Below are 20,740 nucleotides of genomic sequence, written 5' to 3'. Positions count from 1 at the left end.
TTTAAGTGAAAAAGATGATTAACGCTAACACAAAGATAAGACTGGAACCAGCTATTTGCAGGGCATGTTTACCAATCGGCAATTTTAATCTTTGTTCTAACTTCAGAAATCCCAAAATAAAATAACTGACTAAAGCGGCAGCTAAGGAGACGATTATCTTCTTGATTTGACTACTATAGACATAAAGCATGAGATCGATAGTCGTCAAAAAATTGTAATTATATTCGTATGTGGGTATGGTTCGAGGAATGCTCAAGGTCTGCCAACTATTACCCCCATCGGTTGACTTGAAAATTTCTGTTTCTGCCGATCCAAAACCGTAAATGGTCTGATCGATTGCATAGGAAGGAGAAAACTGAATTGAACGATAGGCAGAGGGAACATTATGCATCCTAGATAAGGATAGGGAGGGATTACCAATGGGAGTAAATGTCTGTCCACCATCAACTGTTTTTAATAATCCTTGGCCTTTTACACTCAAGATTAAAGTCTGGTCTTGGCTATAGTTGGGTGAAATATTCATTCCTCCGATATATCCATTTTGAATGTCAAGAGAACTGGTAACTTGTTCCCATATTTTGCCTGCATCTTGAGTTTTAAATAGTCCTTGGTTAGTCCCTAAGAAAAGGGTATTATCATTGGCATAATTAGGGGAAATAACCAATTGATAATTATTTCTGGCTAGGATCTCATTGATATTGTTCGTTGGTTGCCAGTTTTGTCCTCCATCCGTGGTTTTATAAATCCCCTCAGAGGTAGAAGCATAGAGGGTTTGATCGGATGAAAAATTGGGAGAGATGACGACAGAAGGGGGATCGTTACCCGATACTCGCTTAATCTTGCCAATAATGGAGAAATTGAATCCACCATCAGTCGATCGAAAAATTATCCCTTCTTGGCTGGCTAAATAAACAGTTCGATCGTTGGCAAAGTCTGGAGAAGGGGTAATCGTGATGCCTCTGACTTCTTTGCTTAAGGGCACAATTTTCCAGGATTCTCCTCTATTATTAGAGACAAGAAATTTACTCCATAACACACTGGTAAATAGGGTATTATCTCGATCGTAGTTAGGAGAAAAAGCAATATCAAAAAATCTTCTCGGATCTTGATTTATACTAATTTCTTCAAATTTCCGAGTAAAACGAGGGATTTCTAACCCTTTATTCATGGGAGACCAGGTATTTCCTTGGTCTTTGCTGATATAGGTTTCTCCTACATAACTAACGGCTGCTATTGTGGAGTCATTATCATAATCTGGAGATACTGCCATGGCGACAATAGTACCTGGAGATAAGGTTTCTAGTTCCTCCCATACATTACCCCCATCTGTTGATTTAAACAGTCCATTAAACCCCCCTAAAAAGACAGTTTGATCTTGGTCAAATCTGTTGGAGATTTGTATGTTGCTAAAATGGGGTTGTTCAAGTGTATCTGCTTGATAATCTTGAGTTATTCCTTGATTATCATGATTCCAGGTTTGTCCGCCATCTGTTGATTTAAATAATCCATCTGTCCAGGTTGATACGAGCAAAGTAGACGGATTGTTCTGGCTGGGTATGAGAAGTATATCTCTAATGTTGAAATCGGATAGCCCATCATTAGCGGTTGTAAAAGATAATCCATTATTTTCTGTCTTGACAATCCCTCCTTTCTGAGTTCCTATCCAAAAGGTTGGATTGGTAGAAAAGTTGGGGGGAAATTCAAAGGCTGTAATCGCACCGCTATTTTGAACTGTAAAGGCTAGATTCCAGGTTTTACCTCGATCGAGGGAACGATAAATGTTCCCTTGAGAGTCTCCAATCATAATTTGATTAGCATCGACAAACTCTATGGCTGTGATATGACTGGAGTTTTTGAGCGTTTGTGACCAATTTTTTCCACTATTTTCAGTTTGGTAAAGTCCGTTTTCTGCTCCAGCAGCTAAGAAGATTTGATCGGAATAGGGGGAAATTGCAACCAAGCTAATCTTTAAGGGATTAATGCCTTGATTAATGGCAGACCAAGATTGACCTGAGTCTACGGATTTATAAATTCCATCTTGGGGAGATGAAAGCAATAATGTTTTAGGATTCTGATGGGAAATATCTAAAGAAGAAAAATCTGCTTTATTATCTATATTGTTGCTCAATCTTTGCCAATAAAACCCGCCATCAGTAGATTTAAATAGATTGTCTCTAACTAGGATAAATAAGGTTTGATCTCGATCGTAAGTAGGAGAAATTCGGACTTGGGAAACAACATCATGGGGGCGATGAGCTAAAGCGCGGTCATGATGATGGTAAATAAGTAGACTTAAAAAGCAAAGAATGCCCAAGAATAAGGTGTTAACAAACTTTTTGATTCTGGGTTTCCACGTTTTCCTTGGGTATTGCGTATGACTTTTAACTATCTGAGCTGTGGGATTGTTCATACTGAGACAGTTATTGTAATGGTGAAATATTGTTGCTTAAGTATATTCTATGATTTTTGAATTTTAGTGATAACATAATAAAAATATACAAATCTTTAAAATTCTTAGTTACAATTAGACTAATTGAATATACTTAATTTTCAGGATGATGGGGTATGATGGGGCAAATGGATGGGCGCGATCGCATCTCTTCCTAGGGCATCATTCACCTTCTGGCTGCAACCCGATATAATAACCCTGATATTATCCGATCCATTTTCTACCCATTCCCTATGGAAAATACTGCTTCCGATCTGGCAACTGTTCCCATCCAGTGGTGGGGCATTGTCTTAGTTGGCTTGGCGATGATCGCCTCCATTATTCTGGGCTTACGCGCCCTCCCTGGAATCATTTTAAGGGCGCTCCTCTCCGTGCTACCGAGCCAAGCTGCCACTATCTTAGAAAAAACTGTTAGTCCATTCAAGGGATTAATCCGCATTGTTTTCCTATTCGCTCTAGTCGATCTGATTCTAATTCTATGGGGCCCCGATTTTCTCAGTTCTTGGGGAGAGAGACTGGTGAGCTTAAACCTCACCGTCGCTACCAGCGTGTTAGCTTCGCGTATTTTTCAACAATTCTTTGATGTTTATCTGATTGATGCTGCCTTTCAGAGTGGACGCAAAGTGAATAGCGAGCTATTGATTGTCAGTAAATGGGCGGTGAATGCAGCGATTATCATTCTGGCGATTCTGATTTTTGCCCAAACCCATCAGGTGAATGTGATCGGATTATTGGCGAGTTTGGGTGTTGGGGGATTGGCGATCGCCTTTGCTGCCCAAAATACCCTCAGCCAGTTCTTAGGCGGTATCGTTCTTTATATCGATCGCCCCTTTGTTGTTGATGACTATATCGGCTTACCCGATGGCACATTTGGCAGAGTCGAATCCATTGGACTGCGATCGACCAAAATTCGCACCTCTGGCAAAGGAACCCTGATGATTGTCCCCAACAACTCCCTCACTCAAGTCAATATTGAAAACTTCACCGGAGCCAAAAAGGTGATGTCTTTACTCTATCTCACCTTTTATCAGCTCATCGAAGAGCAAGAACAAGCCCTAATTCGGGAAGTCATTCTTGCCAGTACCCAAGACATTTTTGGCATTAATCCCCGCAGTACCAACGTCACCTTTAGAACTTTAAACACTGGAGGTTCAGAGGCCAAAACCCAAGCCCAAATCACCTTGTTTATCCTCGGTTCTGGTAAAGCTTCCATGGACATTCGCCGACAAATGCTCGATCGCGCTCGCCAAAATATTACCGTAAAACTCAAGGAGTATGGCGTTCAGTTTGATATTGAAGAACCCAATATTTATGTGGACTCCCCAATTACCATATAATGATACAACAATTTTTAATGGGCGATCGGGGTAAAACTCCGCTTTTCCTATTCCCTATTCCCTATTCCTTATTTCCATATGAATCTTTCTGCCTGGACTCAATTGACGAATTCAACCGTGAATCTACTCGATCAATATAGTGTTCCCTATCCCCTAGTTTTTCTGGTGTTTGTCTTAGGATCGATACTCATCAGTAAAGCCACCCCTAACTTTGTTCGTTTTGTCCTTAACCGCACCTTTTCTGGACAAGTTAATCGCCTCTATGAAGACTTTGTAGAACCCCTCAAAAAAGAATTTCGAGTAGCGGGAAGTTTTATTTTAACTTATTTTTCCCTAGCCTGGCTCGAAAACAATCCTGGACTCTATAAGTTCATCCAGCCCTTTATTACCCTAGGATTAACCATTAGTTTATCGTGGCTCTGTTCCCGTCTCTTCCGTCAACTCGTTCGCATTTACGGTATTTCCATTGTCCGGAAAGTGGGGATAGAAGTTGATGATTTTATCTTAATTATTGAAACAGTCGTTAATGTGTTAATCGGCTTTTTTGCTGTCGTTGCCTTTGCTCAAAGCCAAAAAATTCCCCTAACCGCCTTACTCGCTGGGGTTTCCATTGGGGCTACTGCTGTAGCATTTGCTGCTAAAAGCACCTTAGAACAACTGTTAGGAACTATTGTTTTATACTTAGACCGCCCGTTTATTGCCGGGGAATATATTCGCTTACCCGATGGTTTATATGGGCGCGTCGAATCAATTGGATTACGGTCTACCAAAATTAGAACGGCTGCCAAAAGCACCTTATTTATTATGCCTAATAATACTTTAGCGAATCTGGGAATTGAAAATGTGACCAGAGGTAAAAAGGTGATGGTCTTACTCTACTTAGATTTCACTCGCTACTTGCAAGAGCGAGAACAAGCCTTGGTACAACAGGTGGTTAAAGAAAGTACAGATTCTCTGTTTGGAATCGATCCAGGTAGCACGAGTATTGTTTTGCTTAATGATGAAAATTCTCACCAGAACACCAGAGCTAGGGTTACATTTTTTATTCTTGGATCTAATGAGAATTCTATACAACTGAGGAAACGTTTACTTGAACTCGCTAATCAGAAAGTTACTAAAAAACTAATGGAGTTCGGAATTGAATTTACGCTACAAGAACCGAATATTTATGTGGAATCTCCAGTGACGATTTGAATCTGGTTAGCTTAAACAATACTTTTTCTCTTAGGCTAAGGGATCGTCATCATCCATTTGAACATCTAAATTAGCGGCTAATACTTCTGCCATCATTACTTCTAGAGCAGCAGTATTTAAAGAACTGACAGGTTGATTTTGTAGTGGATTAGAAAGAGGGATTAACCGCAGGATACGGTTGTCTTGGACTAAATCAAAATAGGTTTCTTGGTCGTCAGATTGTTGAAGTTCTAAATAATCAAAGCTTTGGATATTCAAATATAGGGTATGATTAGCCAGGATGGTCGATCGCAGGGGATCGGAAAAGACTTCTTGAATATAGGCTTCTCCAGTCGCTTGGGTTTGTTGATCGAACAGTTCAACGTAACGCACACGATGGAGATCCCCGATCGCCTTCTGAATATCCTGTGGATTCACAATAATGCCTCTGTTGAGAATGCAAGGAGCAGGTAACCGTGTATTGCCAGGCAATTGATCGTAATTCATGGGAAAAACTCTCTAATTTCAAAAGAGGACGACAAGACTACTGACGATTTGACATCCCAAGACTGCACCCTAGGATAAAATAGCCTATAAAGTAGCCTATGAGACAATTCTATCCTAACTCTTTGGCGAATACTTGCCAGATTCTACGGATTTTTGGATCGAATTAGAAGTATCGATCGCCCAGGTAAAACCGCAGCAATGGAGTTGCTGTGTTTCCGATCGGACTCACCCTGAAGCTAGGGAAGATTCAGATAAGCGACCAAGAAAACAAAGTATATGTCTATTTGCAGATTAACATAGAGCATGGGGGGAGTGGCAATGAAATGGATCTGGAATTTCTGGGGAGCGATCGCCTTTTACACCCGTATTCCTATCCCCCCCTCTTGGCCCTTAGAATTCTCTGGGATCGCCCGGTTTGCCCCTCTGGTGGGACTGTTGATTGGGGTCATGCTAGGGGGGATTTACTGGGGATTATGGGTTCTGGAAATGCCCAATTTAACCCGCAGTTCAGTCATGATTGCGCTCTGGGTGGGTATCACTGGGGGATTACACTTAGATGGAGCAATGGATACGGCTGATGGTTTAAGTGTTACGGATAGCGATCGCCGTTTAGAGGTGATGAGCGATAGCGTTACCGGTGCATTTGGAGCCATGTCTGCCATCCTGATTCTCCTACTGAAAACCGCCGCTCTGAGTTCCTTAGAGCTACAACACCTGTGGATTGTGCTGGCTATTCCCGCATGGGGAAGAGCGGGACAATTGATTGCTATTTGGCGCTATGAGTATCTCAAACCCACAGGAAAAGGAGCCTTTCATAAAACCGCCATTCAATCGTATAAAGACGTTTTACCCTCCCTAATGCTCCTCATGGTTCTGAGTAGTCTACAAACAGCCCTCCATCCCCAGGAGAGTCTCCAGATTCTCAGCTTAACCTTGGGATGGGCGGCGATCGCCTGGGGAAGCGGATGGTGGTTTAATCACCAACTCGGAGGACACACCGGAGACACCTATGGCGCAGTCGTCGAGTGGACAGAAGCCTGGGGTTTAGTCTGGGCCGTCTTAATTCAGTCATGATACTAGAGATAAGGACGGAATGCCCTACCGCCCTATATTTGATATTAATTACGGCATTTTCAATCCTGTCTTTTACCAGTCCGCACTAAAATGGCTTGAGCGGCTTGTCTTCCGGAAAGGGTTGCGCCTTCCATGCTGTCAATATAATCTTGCTGGGTATAGCTTCCAGCGAGGAAAAAGTTAGGAATGGGGGTTTTCTGCGCGGGACGATACAGATCCATTCCTGGTGCTTCCCGATACAGAGATTGGGCGAGTTTGACCACAGAATACCAGGTCATGTTGAGATGGCGGGAAGAGGGGAAGAGATCTTGCACTTGTTTTAGCACATGGTTGGCGATCGCCTCATTACTTTCCCGAATGAACGGATCTCCAGGCGTTAACACCAACTGTAACAGCGATCCTTGACCCTCTCGATAATAATCTCCAGGACTTGCCAGGGCTAAATCGGCAAAGCAGGAAAAATCAGCATCCGCCGTATAGAGCAAATTATCAATTCCGGCTGCTTTTTCTAATTGCTGGCGTTGAGTTTCATCATTCAATTCTGTCACCCAACCATCAAAGCGCAATTGCACCGTCGCCACCGGAACCGTATCCAACTGATAAATATTATCGAATTCCGGCCACTTGCGCCAATCGGAGGGGATAAGCTTTTGAATTCCCGGCACATCACAGGCACAGACATAGGCATCAGCCGTAATCGTTTCTTCCCCTTCTCCATCGGCAACTACTAAGCCAGTGACCTCAGTTTCGCCCTCAGTTTCTGTAAATTGAATCTCCCTCACCCGGCGACGAGTATAGATTTTTGTGCCCCGTTCTTCTAAATAATTAATAATCGGTTTATGCAGATATTCATGGGGCGAACCTTCCAACATTCTCAGCACCGACGCTTCCGTTTTCGCGGCAAAAAATTGGAAGATAGTCAGCATACAGCGAGCGGAAATATTTTCTGTGTCGATAAACCCTAAAGCATAGGCGATGGGGTTCCACATGCGCTTCAGGGAGCCATCCGAGCCACCTTGTTTGCGAAACCAATCGGCAAAACTGATAGAATCGAGGTTGCGAATCGTCCGCATTGCGCCGTCAAAGTCCACCAAACCGCGTACAATGGGACTGGTTCCTAGGGCGATCGCATTCATCGCCTTATCCTGAACCGAAAGTTGGGATGTGGTGAAAAACGCCTTCAACCCATTCAACGGCGCACCCACCGGAAACCGGAAATCCAACTCTCCCGTCATTCCCCCCCGGTTAATAAACGTATGGGTATGTTCCTTCAAGCGTAGATTCTCAAACGCACCCACCTTACGCATTAACTCGAACAGATTGTAGTAGCAGCCGAAAAAAACATGCAATCCCATTTCAATATGATTGCCCTCTGCATCCACCCAACTGCCCACTTTTCCCCCCACAAAGGCGCGGGATTCAAAAATCTCCACCTGATGACCAGCATCAACCAATTCAACAGCAGTAGAGAGGCCAGCTAAACCTGCCCCAACAATGGCAACACGCATCGAACGTCCTAAATATCCTTAACAGTTTCTTTACAGATTGTAACAGAGTTTGGCGAGGCTATAGGGACTTCTCCGGTTCATCTCTCAATCCCTCTTTATTCTATGATCGGGAGAAGCCCCCAAATCTGAACCCAATGGCCATGGATCGTGATATTGAAGCATCTCTCAAAAAAGCTGGAGTCCAATTTATCCGCGTTCTCTGGTGTGATAATGGCAACATGATCCGAGGAAAAGCGATTCATGTGGGCATGTTATCCGATTATCGAGAGCAGGGAGTCGGCTTGGCCATGGCTCAACAAGGGATGCCAGTCATTGGCACTACCCCAGCCCCTGGAAGTGGTTTGGGGCCGGTGGGAGAGGTGCAATTGATTCCGGACTGGTCTACACTGATGGCTCTGCCCTATACCCCAAGTCATGCGCGGGTGATGGGGAATATGGTTAAAGATGGCGAACCTTGGCCGGTTTGTCCTCGGCGGTTTTTACGGGATATGGCGGCTGATGCCAAGTTGGAAGGGTTGGAAGTCATCGCCTCCTTTGAAAATGAATTTTATTTACTCGAACGCTCTGGAAACGGGGAAATTATGCCCACTGACCAAGTGCCCTATGGTTCTACCTATGGCATGGATATTCAGCAACGGATGATTGATGATATTGCCACAGCGCTCAATGAGCAAGGGGTGTTGGTGGAGCAGTATTATCCAGAGTCGGGGCCGGGACAGCATGAAATTTCCGTGTTGTATACTCAGGCCTTGGCGGCCGCTGACCAGCAGGTGGTGTTTCGGGAAACGGTGAAGGCGATCGCCCATTATCATAATCGTATTGCTTCTTTTTTACCCAAAATTTTCCCCGATCAAGCCGGAAGCGGCGCTCATCTCCATCTGAGTTTATGGCATAAAGGGGAAAACTTACTCCCCGACCCCTCCGGACTCTTAGGATTATCCGATCGCGGCCGCTGGTTTATTGGCGGTATCCTCCATCACCATCGCGCCCTGATGGCCTTCACTAACCCTATCCCCAACTCCTATCGCCGTCTCCAACCCCATACCTGGAGCGGAGCCTTTTGCTGTTGGGGATTAGACAACAAAGAAGCCGCCATCCGGGTCATAAACAACCCAGAAGGCACGGGTTCGAGCCATTTTGAACTTAAAACCATCGATGCCGCCGCCAACCCCTATTTAGCCCTAGGAGCCATCATTGCCGCCGGTTTGGATGGGGTACGAAACCAGATCGAACCCCCAGAACCCGTTGATTGCGATCCAGGCACCTTACCAGAAGAGGAGCGCCAACATCTCGGCATTGAATGGTTACCGGCAACGCTTCTAGAGGCCATAACAGCTTTACAGGAAAATCAGGTATTACTTAAAGCCCTCAGTCCTCCCCTGGCTCAAGCCTATTTAGCGGTGCGTCAAGCCGAATGGGAAACCATGAAAAATTGGGATTTGCAGACCGAAGTGAAGATGCTGTTAGAGCGGTATTGAGATGGGGCAGAAGGGTAATCGGTAATCGGTAATCGGTAATCGGTAAAGAACACCCTCAACGCCCCCTTGCCAACCGAGCATGAGCCTGTACAAACTCCCCCGCAGATAACGCCCCAATAATCGACAACTCTCCCCCCAACGCCAACCCCGCACACATCTCAGCAAACGCCCTCGCCTGACCTGCACCCGCTAACCCCAAAATCTGCAAACAAGCCTGCTGACTCGGTAACCCTGTCCCTCCTCCCACCGTACCCACCATCAAATTCGGCAACGTCACCGCCGCATATAAATCCCCCTCTGAAGTTAACTCAAACCGCGTCACCCCCACCGCAGACTCCGCCACACAAGCCGCATCCTGACCGCAAGCAATATACAGCGCCGCCAACCCATTGGCATAATGGCCTTGAATGCCTATCGTCCCGCTCATAGTTCCCCCCAAAGCCGACATCCGCCAATAGTTCACCATTTGTTCCGGAGTGGTGTGCAACCGTTGCGCCACCAACTGAGCCGGTATCGTCACTTCTGCGGTCACTTTTTTACCCCGTACCCCAGAAAACGATTGGGCACTCGCCTTTTTATCCCCCGATAAATTCGCCTCAATAAACCAGTGTTGGGGAGCCACGGGACTCTCGCGGAGGATATACTGACAAATAGCATCCGTTGCCAACGTCACCATATTTTGACCCGCCGCATCCCCCGTCGTAAACTGAAAATCCAGATAAACATGATTGCCTTCTACCGTAATTCGGGTATCGATTAATTTCCCGTAGCGCGTGGTACTTTCTGCTTCTTGCTTAAACGTTTCCTGTTCTCCCACCACCCAAGCCAAAAATAAGCCAACCTCTTGTAACTTCCTAAAGGCAAATCCAGGAGTCCGGTTCACCGCTTCATTGAGTAATAAGGCTTGACATCCTCCCACTTCCGAAATCAGTTGGCATCCCCGCGAATAGGAGGCAACCAAGGCCGCTTCTGTCGTCGCTAAAGGCACATAATAATCCCCTTGGGCAAACAGTCCATTCACCCGCAGGGGGCCAGCAATACCCACCGGTAGTTTAACCGTACCGATGAAGTTTTCAATATTATGCTGATAGGCTTGCAGTTGCGAGAGGGTTTGTTCATCTAAGAGGTTAGCTTGGGTTTCCGGGGAAGTCTCCAGTTGCTTCCAATGCTGTTCTACCCGTTGAGGACTGAGGCGAAATGCGCCGCGAAACTTGCGCGGTAAGGGTTTGGGGTTGGGTTGGAGTTTTTGAGAAAGTTCCGTGAGTCGGTTCTGTTCTAGGAGTTCCCGGATATATTGGTTGGCTTGACGTTGGGAGGTAGACATGAGGGATAGGGTTGAAAGGCTGCATGGTTATTGTTTAACTAATTCGCCGTAAGTCCCCCACTGAATTCGGTACTCCGAATCAGTGGCGGGATATACAGCGCTTCGCGCGGCAGAAGGGTAATGGGCAGAAGGGCAGAAGGGAAAACCCTTTTTTACGCTATGCGTGCCCATTCTTCAGGCTTTTCATGGGACAACACTCTCAAGGAACATTTCGATTACTGTACCTCATAACATCGAAAAGCGCTGTAAGTAATGAGTAATGAGTAATGAGTGATGAGTGATGAGTAATGAGTAATGAGTAATGAGTAAGAAATACCACAAGTAAAAACCTAGGGAGTAAGTAGAAACCTAGGGAGTAAGTAAAAACCTAGGGAGCAAGATGCTCCCACTCCAGTAATATCAAGGGATTAAAGGAGTGCGGGCATCTTGCCCGCTTCTTGAATCCCATTAACTCCAGTAATATCAAGGGATTAAAGGAGTACGGGCATCTTGCCCGCTTCTCTTGTCCCATTAACTCCAGTAATATCAAGGGATTAAAGGAGTACGGGCATCTTGCCCGCTTCTTGAATCCCATTTTCATGTCCGCTTGCGGAAACTGGACTGGATATTACCGGGGATCGCCAATTAGGAGGAATGCCGACCAATAGAAGGGATGATCTTCATCGGTGGTATTAATTTGTGCTAACTTTGCCTCCCGTAGGGCTTCTCCTTGGCTCATGCCCGATCCTACATATCGATAAAAATTGCTCATCATGGTCTGCGTATGTTCATCGCTCACCGACCATAAGCTGGCCATCACTGCTTGCGCTCCAGCCCGTTCAAACAGGTAGGCCACTCCCGAAATCGAATTTCCCTCTAGGTCGGATTCGCGGGCGGTTTGGCAGGCGCTCAGGTTAATTAGGCGGGTGTGGTCTAAGCCGAGTAAGGCGGCATCGGCGATCGGCCACTGGGTATTATTGGCGAACAGAATAGTATGGGCTGTCATTTGTAGCGTTTCACACCCGTTTTCCTGGAAACAGCCGTGGGTGGCCAGATGGAGGAAAGCAAACTTAGGCACATCCTGCTTAAACTGGTCGAGGGTGGCTTGGTCGCCCAGATAGGCTTGACTGTTGGGGAACAGTTGAGTAATGGTTTTAACTTCCTCCTCCGCTCCCGGTAAGTTGTGCGGGTCGTGGGGAACCGGGTTACCCATGGCGAGAATGGCGTTGGTTTTGGTACTGGGTTCGCGGTTAGGGGGCGTTTTCGAGAGGCGAGTCAGGTAGTTGATGGGATATTTTTCAATCAGAAACTGTTCATTGGCTCGATCATAGAGGCTTTCAAAGGGAATGTAGCGCAGTTTCCCCGTGGCGATGATGCTCAGGTTTTCCGGGTTATAGGCGCTGATTTCTTTTTCGATAGGACGGATGAGGATGTCGTAGAGGTCGCTGCTGGTGCTTTTGTAAAATGGACTCAGTTCTTCCAGTTGTTCCGGGTATTCATCCAGGAGTCGGTTAAATTCCTCCACATCCAGGGAGGTTTGCACGACTTGGAAGCTGTCGCGGGTGAGCAGAAACAGAGCCAGGGTATTGGGAACGTTGTTTACATTGGCGAGGGGAACCGGTTGCAGGACAACGGTTCCTTCCGGGATAGTCGCTTGCAGTTGGGCAATATCGGTGGGAGTGGTTTCAAAAATATCCGCTACTTTGGGGAATTGTTGGGCTATTTGTTCTCCGAGTTGAATATTTTCCGTCTCTAGGTCACCAATGCGGCGGGAAAGTTCGTCATCGGAGAAGTCGAGTTGCAGTTGTCGTCTCAGGCTTTCAATTTGTTGCCATCGCTGGTTATATTCGTCGATAAGTGCTTGGGCTTCGGGGTTTTGAACTTTAGCATTGAGTAAGCGAGTATAGTCGGCGAGTTCGTAGGTTGTGACGCGGTTGATCCAGGTAAAGGCATCTTTAGGTTCCTTTTGTTGGATGAGCAGGGAGGTGAGGGCGACGGCTGGGCCTCGTTCAGATTCGATGAAGGTTTTCCGATGCTCTTGTTTCAGGTTGCTGCGAAAACTGAGAGTTATTTCTAGGGATTGTTCCCAGTGTTCAATCGCTTTTTCAGGTTGATTCGTATCTCTGTAAAACGCAGCCATATTACTCAATGTCGTCGCTTCTCCCCCTCGGTCTTCCACGTCTCGAAAAATGGGTAAGGCTTGTTCGTAATACTCTAGCGCTCGTTGCGGTTGACCGATGCTGTGGTAAACTAACCCCAAATTATTCAACGTCACCGCTTCTCCTGCTCGGTCTTCTACTGCTCGGTAAAGGGGTAAGGCTTGTTGGTAAGCTTCTATGGCTTGTCGCGGTTCTCCAATAGCATGGGCATTATACCCAATGTTGTTCCAGGCTAGAGCTTCAATTTCTGTGAGTTCTAGTTTTTGCGAAATTGCTAAAACTTGCTGCCAAACCTCTAAAGCTTGTCGCGGTTTTCCCTGTTGTTGCAGTTGTCTGGCTTGCTGTATTAATTGTACGATCGCTGCCCAAATTTCCTCCGCTGAAGGTTGCCGACTTTGCGCCCAACTGGGTTGCTCTGCCACCGTCACCATTACCGGAGTCATCCACACTCCCAGCGCTACCAGAGTTCCGACGATTCTCATATCAATGAACAATGAACAATGAACAATTAACAATGATGGTCTGTTGCTATTGTATCGGAAATTTCTCTGGGGGTGGGGTTGTTTGTCATGGCGAGGGGAACGGAGTGTAGCGAAGCCATCTCGATACGTCTCCGAGAGGATGAGATGGCTTCACTTCGTTCGCCATGACATTGGGGAACGCAGGGTGCGAGAAGTGCCAAGAAACCGGGTTTCTCGCTCTTCTCCATCGCCGGGTGCATCTGTGGGAAGAAACCCGGTTTCTAACGGCCGCTTGCAAGAGAGTGTTGCTCGTCAGCTTACCCCACTGTTAACAACATGGCAACTGCCCTCAATAGCGAATAATTTGCCAATCTCAAGGGACGGAAGGACTCAGGTTACTCAGACCGATTATGTCTAGCTTTCCCGATAATACCATCCTGATTCAGCAATTTGCTTACCTAAACACGATCTTATTCTTTGTGCAATCATCCAGAAAGCAAATCAAGGATAATGTGGCGCTGATTGCCGATGCTACCGTATCCGAAGAGAGGATTCAAGAGTCATATCAAATCCGCTTGAATACCATAATTAAAAATGTAGGGAGCAAGATGCTCCCACTCCAATATCAAATCCGATTAAAAATGTAGGGAGCAAGATGCTCCCACTCCAGTAATATCAAATAATTGAGGGAGTGCGGGCATCTTGCCCGCTAGTTTAACTCCAGTAATATCAAATAATTGAGGGAGTGCGGGCATCTTGCCCGCTAGTTTAACTCATTTTCATGTCCGCTTGCGGAAACCGGATTTGATATCATATTTACTCGTCTTTCTTCTCATAGCCAGTCAACTCAACCACCATCCGATTCTGATGCAAATCATATTGAATGATATCCACAACATACTGAAATTTATTCCTTAATTTGTAAAATTCTCCAATCTCGTCTTCGGAAATACCCGGAATTTCTCTTAAATCAATCACTAAATTCCCTTCTGGAGAATCCCCCAAAGCTTGCTGGGGTACATTCCGTAATCTAATCCGCGGCCCGCCTTTTCCGCGAATCTTAAATTCACCCACTGGAGAAACGATAATTCCGTCTCCTTTAAACTTCACAGAATCTACTTGGTTCCAGGAAATTTCTTCTCGACGACTTCCCAATCCGAGAAAGAACGTTTGCTGATTCATTTCCACAATTCTGCCGGATTTTTCACTGCCATCGATCAGGACAACTTCCGCCCGTTCCCGTAAGGCGATTTCCATCAAGTCTGCAATCGGCTGGACTTGCGCCAATGCCGGTAAATCGCCTATGCTTAAACTTGATACCCATAGGGGAAAACTGCTGACGCTTACTATTACTAATCCGAGTATTGCCGCTCTTCTAATTCCTATTTTCATGAGCCTACAGCTTGGAATTTTAGTTATAATTTTAGTATACCTCATCTTAGCGAAAAGCGGTGGCTTCTCCTGACTCTCAACACCCCCAATCCAATCCTGAACCGACGATTTTACGCCGGTTTGCTAGTTTAGTTGGCTTATTGGGAGCGTCCCTATTTTTCACCGGTTGGATTTATCGGTCGGTCTATTTCTTTCACTTTAATATCGAACTGACGACCCTGGATTTACCTGTGCAATCCTTTTTTATTGTCCCGATTCAGGTCTTGTTTGGGGATGGCCGGGCGATCGCCAGAACCCTACTCGCTCTGATCCTTATGATACCCACTCTTTACCTGAGTCTTTTAGGGGTTCGGGTTTTCGGTGATTGGTTTGCCTCTCGTTATTCCTCGTTCCAAAATTGGGTCAAACAGAAGCCTTCCCAAGGTTTTTGGATGCGCGGATACCAACTGATTATAGAGTTCGATCCGCTTAATTTCGACTCGATTAAGTTTCTCAGTTCCCTAGTGGATGAAAGCGTGATTGTGGCTTGGGTACTGATCATTTTATTCCACTTGGCCCACAGCCAAGGTGTTGCTGATGCTCAACGGGATATCGGCCCCCATTCTACGTTACCCGTGGTCACGTTCATTACTCCAGAAAATCGGATTCCCCTGGGTAGCTTCTTAGATAAGCCCTTTGACAAACAGCAAATTTCTCCTGGATTTCGTGTTTTTGGCACTCTCAAGCCTTTCGACTCTCTTCTGGGTTCAGAAGTGACGGATGGGACTGATACCCAAGAACCGACGAGAGTCTGGCGCTTATTGCTAGAGCGAGATGGCTGGATTTATTTAATCCCAACCGATCCAACGATGGAAAATCAGACGGAATTTCCTCCGGTGGTGGTGGTGCAAAAAAGTATGTATGGAGACCAAATGATGATTCTGTCTCCTACATTTTAAGGCGGATATAGGGCTTTGTGCGGTAATGGGTAATAGGTAATGGGTAATGGGTAATGGGTAGCTATAAAAATCGAGGGAGCGAGACGTTCCCACTCCAGTCATACAGCAGTAGCTATAAAAATCGAGGGAGCGAGACGCTCCCACTCCAGTCATACAGCAGTAGCTATAAAAATCGAGGGAGCGAGACGCTCCCACTCCAGTCATACAGCAGTAGCTATAAAAATCGAGGGAGCGAGACGCTCCCACTCCAGTCATACAGCAGTTTTCGCGCTTTATGGGGTACGTTTACCCTTCTGCCCATCACCCATTACCTTTCTGCCTCATTAATACTTCCGCTCTTGGGGTTCAAACTGGGTCAGCGTCACCGGTCGATATTGAATATCAATGCCTGCGGCTGAATAAAACGCCAAGGAATGTTTGAGGAAATTGGGGTCATCCCGTTGTGTATAATCTTCGCGGGAATGGGCCCCCCGACTCTCTTTCCGGTTGAGAGCAGAGGTGAGGATCATACGGCCAACCACCATAATATTTTTGAGTTCTAGGGCCTCGATAATCTCTGTATTCCATAAAGAACCGCGATCGCCAAGGTAAATGGTGCCATAGTTCTGTTGCAACTCTTGGGTAATCTCTAGGCCCTTTTCCATCAATTCTTGGTCGCGGAATACGCCACAATATTGACTCATGGCATCTTGAAACGCTTGGCGCAGGGGATTAATGCGCTGTTCTCCCTGTTGGTCTAGCAGGGCTTGCACTTGCTCTTTGGCCTCTTGCAGATAGGGGGCTTCCTCTAAGCTGGGTAACTTGCGATTCTGGACATATTGGGCGATCGCCGCCCCCGTTCGTTTGCCATACACCACACATTCGAGCAGGGAATTACTGCCCAAACGATTCGCCCCATGCACCGACACACAGGCACATTCTCCGGCAGAAAATAGAGCCTCTACAAAGCCTTCTACCCCACTGCGTACACGACCATCCGTATCCACGGGAATACCCCCCATAGAATAATGGGCCGTGGGACGCACGGGCATGGGTTCTTCCACTGCATCCACCCCTACCAAGCGATGGGCTTCTTCCCAGCAAAAGGGAATCCGGCTCATGATTTTTTCCCGGCCCATATGGCGCAGATCCAAATGGACAAAGGGGCCGCCCGCACTGCCATCGGTATGAATACCGCGACCGGCGCGAATTTCCAGGGTAATGGCTCTAGAGGTAATATCCCTGGGGGCTAACTCCATTTTGCTGGGGGCATAATTTTCCATGAAGCGATCGCCCTCACTGTTGCGTAAATAGGCCCCCTCGCCCCGCACTGCCTCGGAAATCAACACCCCCACCGGATACAACCCTGTGGGGTGAAATTGCACAAACTCCATATCCTGAAGAGGTAGCCCCGCTTGAGCCACCATCGCCAACCCATCCCCCGTCGAGGCAAAATCATTAGAGGTAGTGTTAAACACCCGCCCATAGCCCCCGGTCGCTAACATCACTGCTTTGGCTCGCACCACCTTTAACCGGCCATCGAGCATATGGTACATCACCAAACCCTTCGCTTCCCCCTCTTCCAGGATCAAGCGCATCACATACCATTCCTGGTAAATTTGCACCCCATAGCGTCGCAGATTATTCACCAACTCATGGAGGATGGCATGGCCCGTTTTATCGGCAGCGTAGCAGGTGCGGCGATAGGAATGGCCCCCGAAGGGTCGTTGGGCAATACGGCCATCCGGTAGACGGGAAAATAGAACCCCCAAATGCTCCAAATCGATCACCACATCTGGGGCTTCTTGGGCTAAAATTTCTACGGCATCTTGATCTGCTAAATAGTCGGAACCTTTGACCGTATCAAAGGCGTGGGCTTCCCAACTATCCTCAGAATCCACATTTTTTAAGGTCGCTGCAATACCCCCTTGGGCAGCCACCGAGTGCGATCGAATGGGGTGGGTTTTGGCAACAACAGCCACATTAAGGCTGCGATCGATGCGAGCAATTTCTAAGGCCGCACGACAGCCGGCCAGTCCACCGCCAACAATGATTACATCATGGTCTAACATGGTTTGGTCGATCTTCTCCAATTAAGTTAAGAAACAGACATGGGTAGGGGCTAGAGTCGCCCCCACAGTAATAACAGACGAATCAATTAGCCGGCCGCTTTGGCAGGATTTTGGGACGTTCCTGAACGAGACGGCCGTTTTTGCGGACTCTCTTCAACCGGTAAAAATTCAATATGGTTGAGTAAGGTCGTCACAAAACTAAATAGCAAGAAGGGTAGGGAAAGAACCAGAATTAATCCCACCGTCGCTAAGGCGTAAACCGGACTCCCTGCACCCATCAGGGCGAGAGCTGCGGCTAAACTGAGGAAAATTACAATTAACCAGACAATGATTTGCCCATAGATATCTCCAAAGGAGAGAGTGCAATGGAGACGATAGGTTTGTTGATTGTTCATACGCTTAAATGGAGCAAGTTTAACATTACTTAATCAACCAGGGTAAAGGGCACGGGGATGTTTGGGTGATTTCTCAATAGTTTTCAAAGAGTTGCAACATCTTGTTACATTTACCGGGGTTCACTGACAAAGAATAGAGCGTTTTTGTCTTCTCTTAGTTTAATTTCTTCTGGTCAATTCCTGAACTCCCCTAGCTTAAGATTTGACGACAAACCGATTTCTCCCTTGCTTCTTGGCTTCATATAAGGCTTCATCTGCTAGAGCAATTAAGCTTTCTTTCGAGAGTTCTGAGGTCGGAACCAAGGTGGCGATACCTAAACTCATGGTGACTGTTGCCGCAACTTTAGAGGTTTTATGGGGAATTTGCAGGTCATTTATTTTCGATTGAATTAACTGGGCTACCACTTTGGCTCCTTCTTCTGAAGTATTGGGAAGAAGAACCACAAATTCCTCTCCTCCATAGCGAGCAACCACATCACTAGAGCGGCGGACTGAATGTTGAATGGCGCTGGCTACTTGGATCAGGCAGTCATCCCCAGCTTGGTGTCCATAGGTGTCATTATAGAACTTAAAGTAATCCACATCGCATAAAACGATCGATAGGGGCAAACGATCGCGTTTTAAGCGCAACCATTCTTGATACAAGCATTCATCAAATTGACGACGGTTCGCTACTTTGGTTAAACCGTCTGTATTGGCGATCTTATGGACTTCATCGAGCATTTTTCGCAGTTCAAATACTGATTTTTTCCGATCGGTGATATCCCGAAAGTTAACCGATAAGCCATCTCCAAGTTTGACCGCAATCACATGAAACCAAGCCCGTTGATCTTGACGATCGTAGGGAAACTCTAACTCTAAAGAATGGCCGGTTTCTACGACGCTGACATAATGATCGAATAGGCTTCTTAGGTTAGGGCTATTGATTTCTTGGAGCCAATTCTTTCCGACTAAATTGACGGTGTTGATTTCAAAAAAATATGCTGCGACCTGATTGCTAACGATCCATTCAAAATCGATAATTCTACCTTGAGGATCTCGCAGGGATTGAAATGCCATAATCCCATCCATAGAACTATTAATTATACTTTCTAGAAGGGATTGGGATTGTTGTAGTTTTAAGTTGGCTTTATCTGCTTTTTCTACAGCTTCAATTAACAAGTTTGTTCCTGATTCTACCTTGTCTAATAACCGTTCGTTTTCATGACCGATAGACTGAACGAGTTGACACCAATATTGGATTAATTTTTCCAAACGATCGATTAAGCCCTGGAGGGGATAGACTAGAGAATGGGGGAAATTTTCTAGAGATAAATTACCCTCGATCACTTGTTGGGCGTTCTGGCTCAGTTGATTGAGGACAGAGCTGATTTTATGCAGGAAAAAGCTGCCTAAAGCGATGGAGATGCTGACTGCACCTAAATTCAGGAGTAGTTGATTGCGAAAATTGATTTCTACGGCTTGAAAAACTTGTTTTTCAGGAACAATAATACTAATCCACCATTGCCGATCGCCGGGCAAATTATAAGCAATACTTAATGTCCAATATTTTTGTTTATTGTGACTAAATATTTGAATGATTTCGGAGTTTTGTGCGATTAACTTTTGTTGGATCTTAGGAAGTAAATCAATTTCAATAATATTCTTTGTTCTTGAGGTGTTATCAGAATAAATAAATGGGTTTATCTGTCGATCGAAAACAATTATCTCTGCGGAAAAATCTAAATTAATATTTTGCAAATACTCCTGAAAAGAGTCTAAAGTGAAATCAATTTTACCTACCCCAATTAATTCTTGATTGGGATAATAAAAGGGCTGAATAAGTTGCAACTCAATAGAGGGATGAGATAGGGAAGGAAGGCGTGTAATGTCTAGAGTGACTTGTGCATCGATGATGCTGTTTTGATACCACAAATTTTTGCGAGCATCGTAGGAACTAACGGAAGAGTCAAGCAGCTCTTTGACTTCACCTCGATCGCCAAGACGATAGGTGGATAGCTGGTTATTGGTTTCTCCGTTAGCCAGGGCGCAAATCAGTTCCCCATCTTCCGTGCGATGGACGGCTATAAGTTCCCCGCTATCCTCTAGCCCGAAAGAAATGCTTTGAAGGGAGGGGAAACTGTTGAGAAAGGGCCAAAAACAGTTTTGATGGGAGAAGGCGATCGCCCCATCTCTACCCTCTAAGGGGAAATTTTCATAGGAGTTGAGCAGCTCTTGAGGAAAAGCGAGATCTTGACTCAGTTTAGTTTTGACGCGATCGCCCACTTCCTCCATCCATTGCCGGGATAAGTGTTGCACTAACTGATGATTGCGGCGTAAGGAGAGCCATCCCGTGACGCTCATGGCGACCAAGATGGGTAAGAGTACAGGCACAAGGATATAAATGGGCAAAGGAACTGTTTTCGGGTGGTGAAAAAGCCGATTAGCCATTAGAATTTTGGCTCCCTACGGTAGATGATGCCATCGCGGTGAGTTAATCTTAAGTTGAGTTTCAGGAGACTTCAACCCTGATTGT

The 20,740-nt window shown here is 46.0% G+C and carries 15 protein-coding genes; 6 read left to right on the top strand and 9 right to left on the bottom strand.

Translation table 11 applies throughout. The features are described from left to right. Window position 1: 1 nt before the first annotated feature. Complete coding sequence (locus PJF56_RS15875; RefSeq protein WP_283763670.1) at window positions 2–2,314, bottom strand: WD40/YVTN/BNR-like repeat-containing protein; 2,313 nt, start codon at window positions 2,312–2,314, stop codon at window positions 2–4. 368 nt (window positions 2,315–2,682) lie between these two features. Between PJF56_RS15875 and PJF56_RS15870 the strand changes: the two genes are divergently transcribed. After that, a complete protein-coding gene (locus PJF56_RS15870) occupies window positions 2,683–3,786 on the top strand; it encodes a mechanosensitive ion channel family protein (RefSeq protein ID WP_283763669.1) in 1,104 nt (367 codons plus the stop codon). Between the two features lie 78 nt (window positions 3,787–3,864). Continuing rightward, window positions 3,865–4,980: a mechanosensitive ion channel family protein gene (locus PJF56_RS15865; RefSeq protein WP_283763668.1), complete on the top strand. Its 1,116-nt coding sequence runs from the start codon at window positions 3,865–3,867 to the stop codon at window positions 4,978–4,980. A gap of 30 nt (window positions 4,981–5,010) precedes the next feature. Here PJF56_RS15865 and PJF56_RS15860 read toward each other — a convergent pair whose 3' ends face one another. Further along, the gene (locus tag PJF56_RS15860; RefSeq protein ID WP_283763667.1) at window positions 5,011–5,466 is read right to left on the bottom strand and encodes a hypothetical protein; all 456 of its coding nucleotides are present in this window, start codon (window positions 5,464–5,466) and stop codon (window positions 5,011–5,013) included. Window positions 5,467–5,784: 318 nt separating this feature from the next. On the opposite strand from PJF56_RS15860, the gene cobS reads away from it, so the two are divergent. Next, window positions 5,785–6,540: an adenosylcobinamide-GDP ribazoletransferase gene (gene cobS / locus PJF56_RS15855; RefSeq protein ID WP_283763666.1), complete on the top strand. Its 756-nt coding sequence runs from the start codon at window positions 5,785–5,787 to the stop codon at window positions 6,538–6,540. 59 nt (window positions 6,541–6,599) lie between these two features. On the opposite strand, the gene zds is transcribed toward cobS, so the two are convergent. Further along, window positions 6,600–8,048 carry a 9,9'-di-cis-zeta-carotene desaturase gene (gene zds, locus PJF56_RS15850; RefSeq protein ID WP_283763665.1) on the bottom strand — a complete coding sequence of 483 codons (1,449 nt, stop codon included), beginning with the start codon at window positions 8,046–8,048 and terminating at the stop codon, window positions 6,600–6,602. A 140-nt stretch (window positions 8,049–8,188) separates the two neighbouring features. On the opposite strand from zds, the gene PJF56_RS15845 reads away from it, so the two are divergent. After that, window positions 8,189–9,526: a glutamine synthetase family protein gene (locus PJF56_RS15845; RefSeq protein WP_283763664.1), complete on the top strand. Its 1,338-nt coding sequence runs from the start codon at window positions 8,189–8,191 to the stop codon at window positions 9,524–9,526. A 55-nt stretch (window positions 9,527–9,581) separates the two neighbouring features. On the opposite strand, the gene PJF56_RS15840 is transcribed toward PJF56_RS15845, so the two are convergent. Beyond that, window positions 9,582–10,850: a hydroxymethylglutaryl-CoA reductase gene (locus tag PJF56_RS15840; RefSeq protein ID WP_283763663.1), complete on the bottom strand. Its 1,269-nt coding sequence runs from the start codon at window positions 10,848–10,850 to the stop codon at window positions 9,582–9,584. A 607-nt stretch (window positions 10,851–11,457) separates the two neighbouring features. Beyond that, window positions 11,458–13,470, bottom strand: a complete 2,013-nt coding sequence (locus PJF56_RS15835) for a CHAT domain-containing protein (RefSeq protein WP_283763662.1) — start codon at window positions 13,468–13,470, stop codon at window positions 11,458–11,460. A gap of 164 nt (window positions 13,471–13,634) precedes the next feature. Here PJF56_RS15835 and PJF56_RS15830 point away from each other — a divergent pair, with 164 nt between their 5' ends. Beyond that, window positions 13,635–13,781 carry a hypothetical protein gene (locus PJF56_RS15830; protein ID WP_283763661.1) on the top strand — a complete coding sequence of 49 codons (147 nt, stop codon included), beginning with the start codon at window positions 13,635–13,637 and terminating at the stop codon, window positions 13,779–13,781. A gap of 484 nt (window positions 13,782–14,265) precedes the next feature. On the opposite strand, the gene PJF56_RS15825 is transcribed toward PJF56_RS15830, so the two are convergent. Beyond that, entirely contained in the window at window positions 14,266–14,841 is a 576-nt protein-coding gene (locus tag PJF56_RS15825) for a hypothetical protein (RefSeq protein WP_283763660.1), read from the bottom strand. Between the two features lie 59 nt (window positions 14,842–14,900). Between PJF56_RS15825 and PJF56_RS15820 the strand changes: the two genes are divergently transcribed. Further along, window positions 14,901–15,779 (top strand): hypothetical protein, encoded by an 879-nt coding sequence (locus tag PJF56_RS15820; RefSeq protein WP_283763659.1) that lies wholly within the window; start codon window positions 14,901–14,903, stop codon window positions 15,777–15,779. Between the two features lie 323 nt (window positions 15,780–16,102). Here the strand turns inward: PJF56_RS15820 and PJF56_RS15815 are convergent, their stop codons facing one another. From PJF56_RS15815 to PJF56_RS15805, 3 genes are all read right to left on the bottom strand, one after another. Then, the gene (locus tag PJF56_RS15815) at window positions 16,103–17,830 is read right to left on the bottom strand and encodes a succinate dehydrogenase/fumarate reductase flavoprotein subunit (RefSeq protein ID WP_283763658.1); all 1,728 of its coding nucleotides are present in this window, start codon (window positions 17,828–17,830) and stop codon (window positions 16,103–16,105) included. A gap of 86 nt (window positions 17,831–17,916) precedes the next feature. Further along, window positions 17,917–18,225 (bottom strand): hypothetical protein, encoded by a 309-nt coding sequence (locus PJF56_RS15810; protein ID WP_283763657.1) that lies wholly within the window; start codon window positions 18,223–18,225, stop codon window positions 17,917–17,919. Window positions 18,226–18,420: 195 nt separating this feature from the next. Beyond that, window positions 18,421–20,655 carry a diguanylate cyclase domain-containing protein gene (locus PJF56_RS15805; RefSeq protein ID WP_283763656.1) on the bottom strand — a complete coding sequence of 745 codons (2,235 nt, stop codon included), beginning with the start codon at window positions 20,653–20,655 and terminating at the stop codon, window positions 18,421–18,423. Window positions 20,656–20,740 lie beyond the last annotated feature (85 nt).

The sequence above is a fragment of the Roseofilum halophilum BLCC-M91 genome (assembly GCF_030068445.1).
Taxonomy (GTDB): Bacteria; Cyanobacteriota; Cyanobacteriia; order Cyanobacteriales; family Desertifilaceae; genus Roseofilum; species Roseofilum halophilum.
This window is presented reverse-complemented; position numbering and strand designations above follow the sequence as displayed.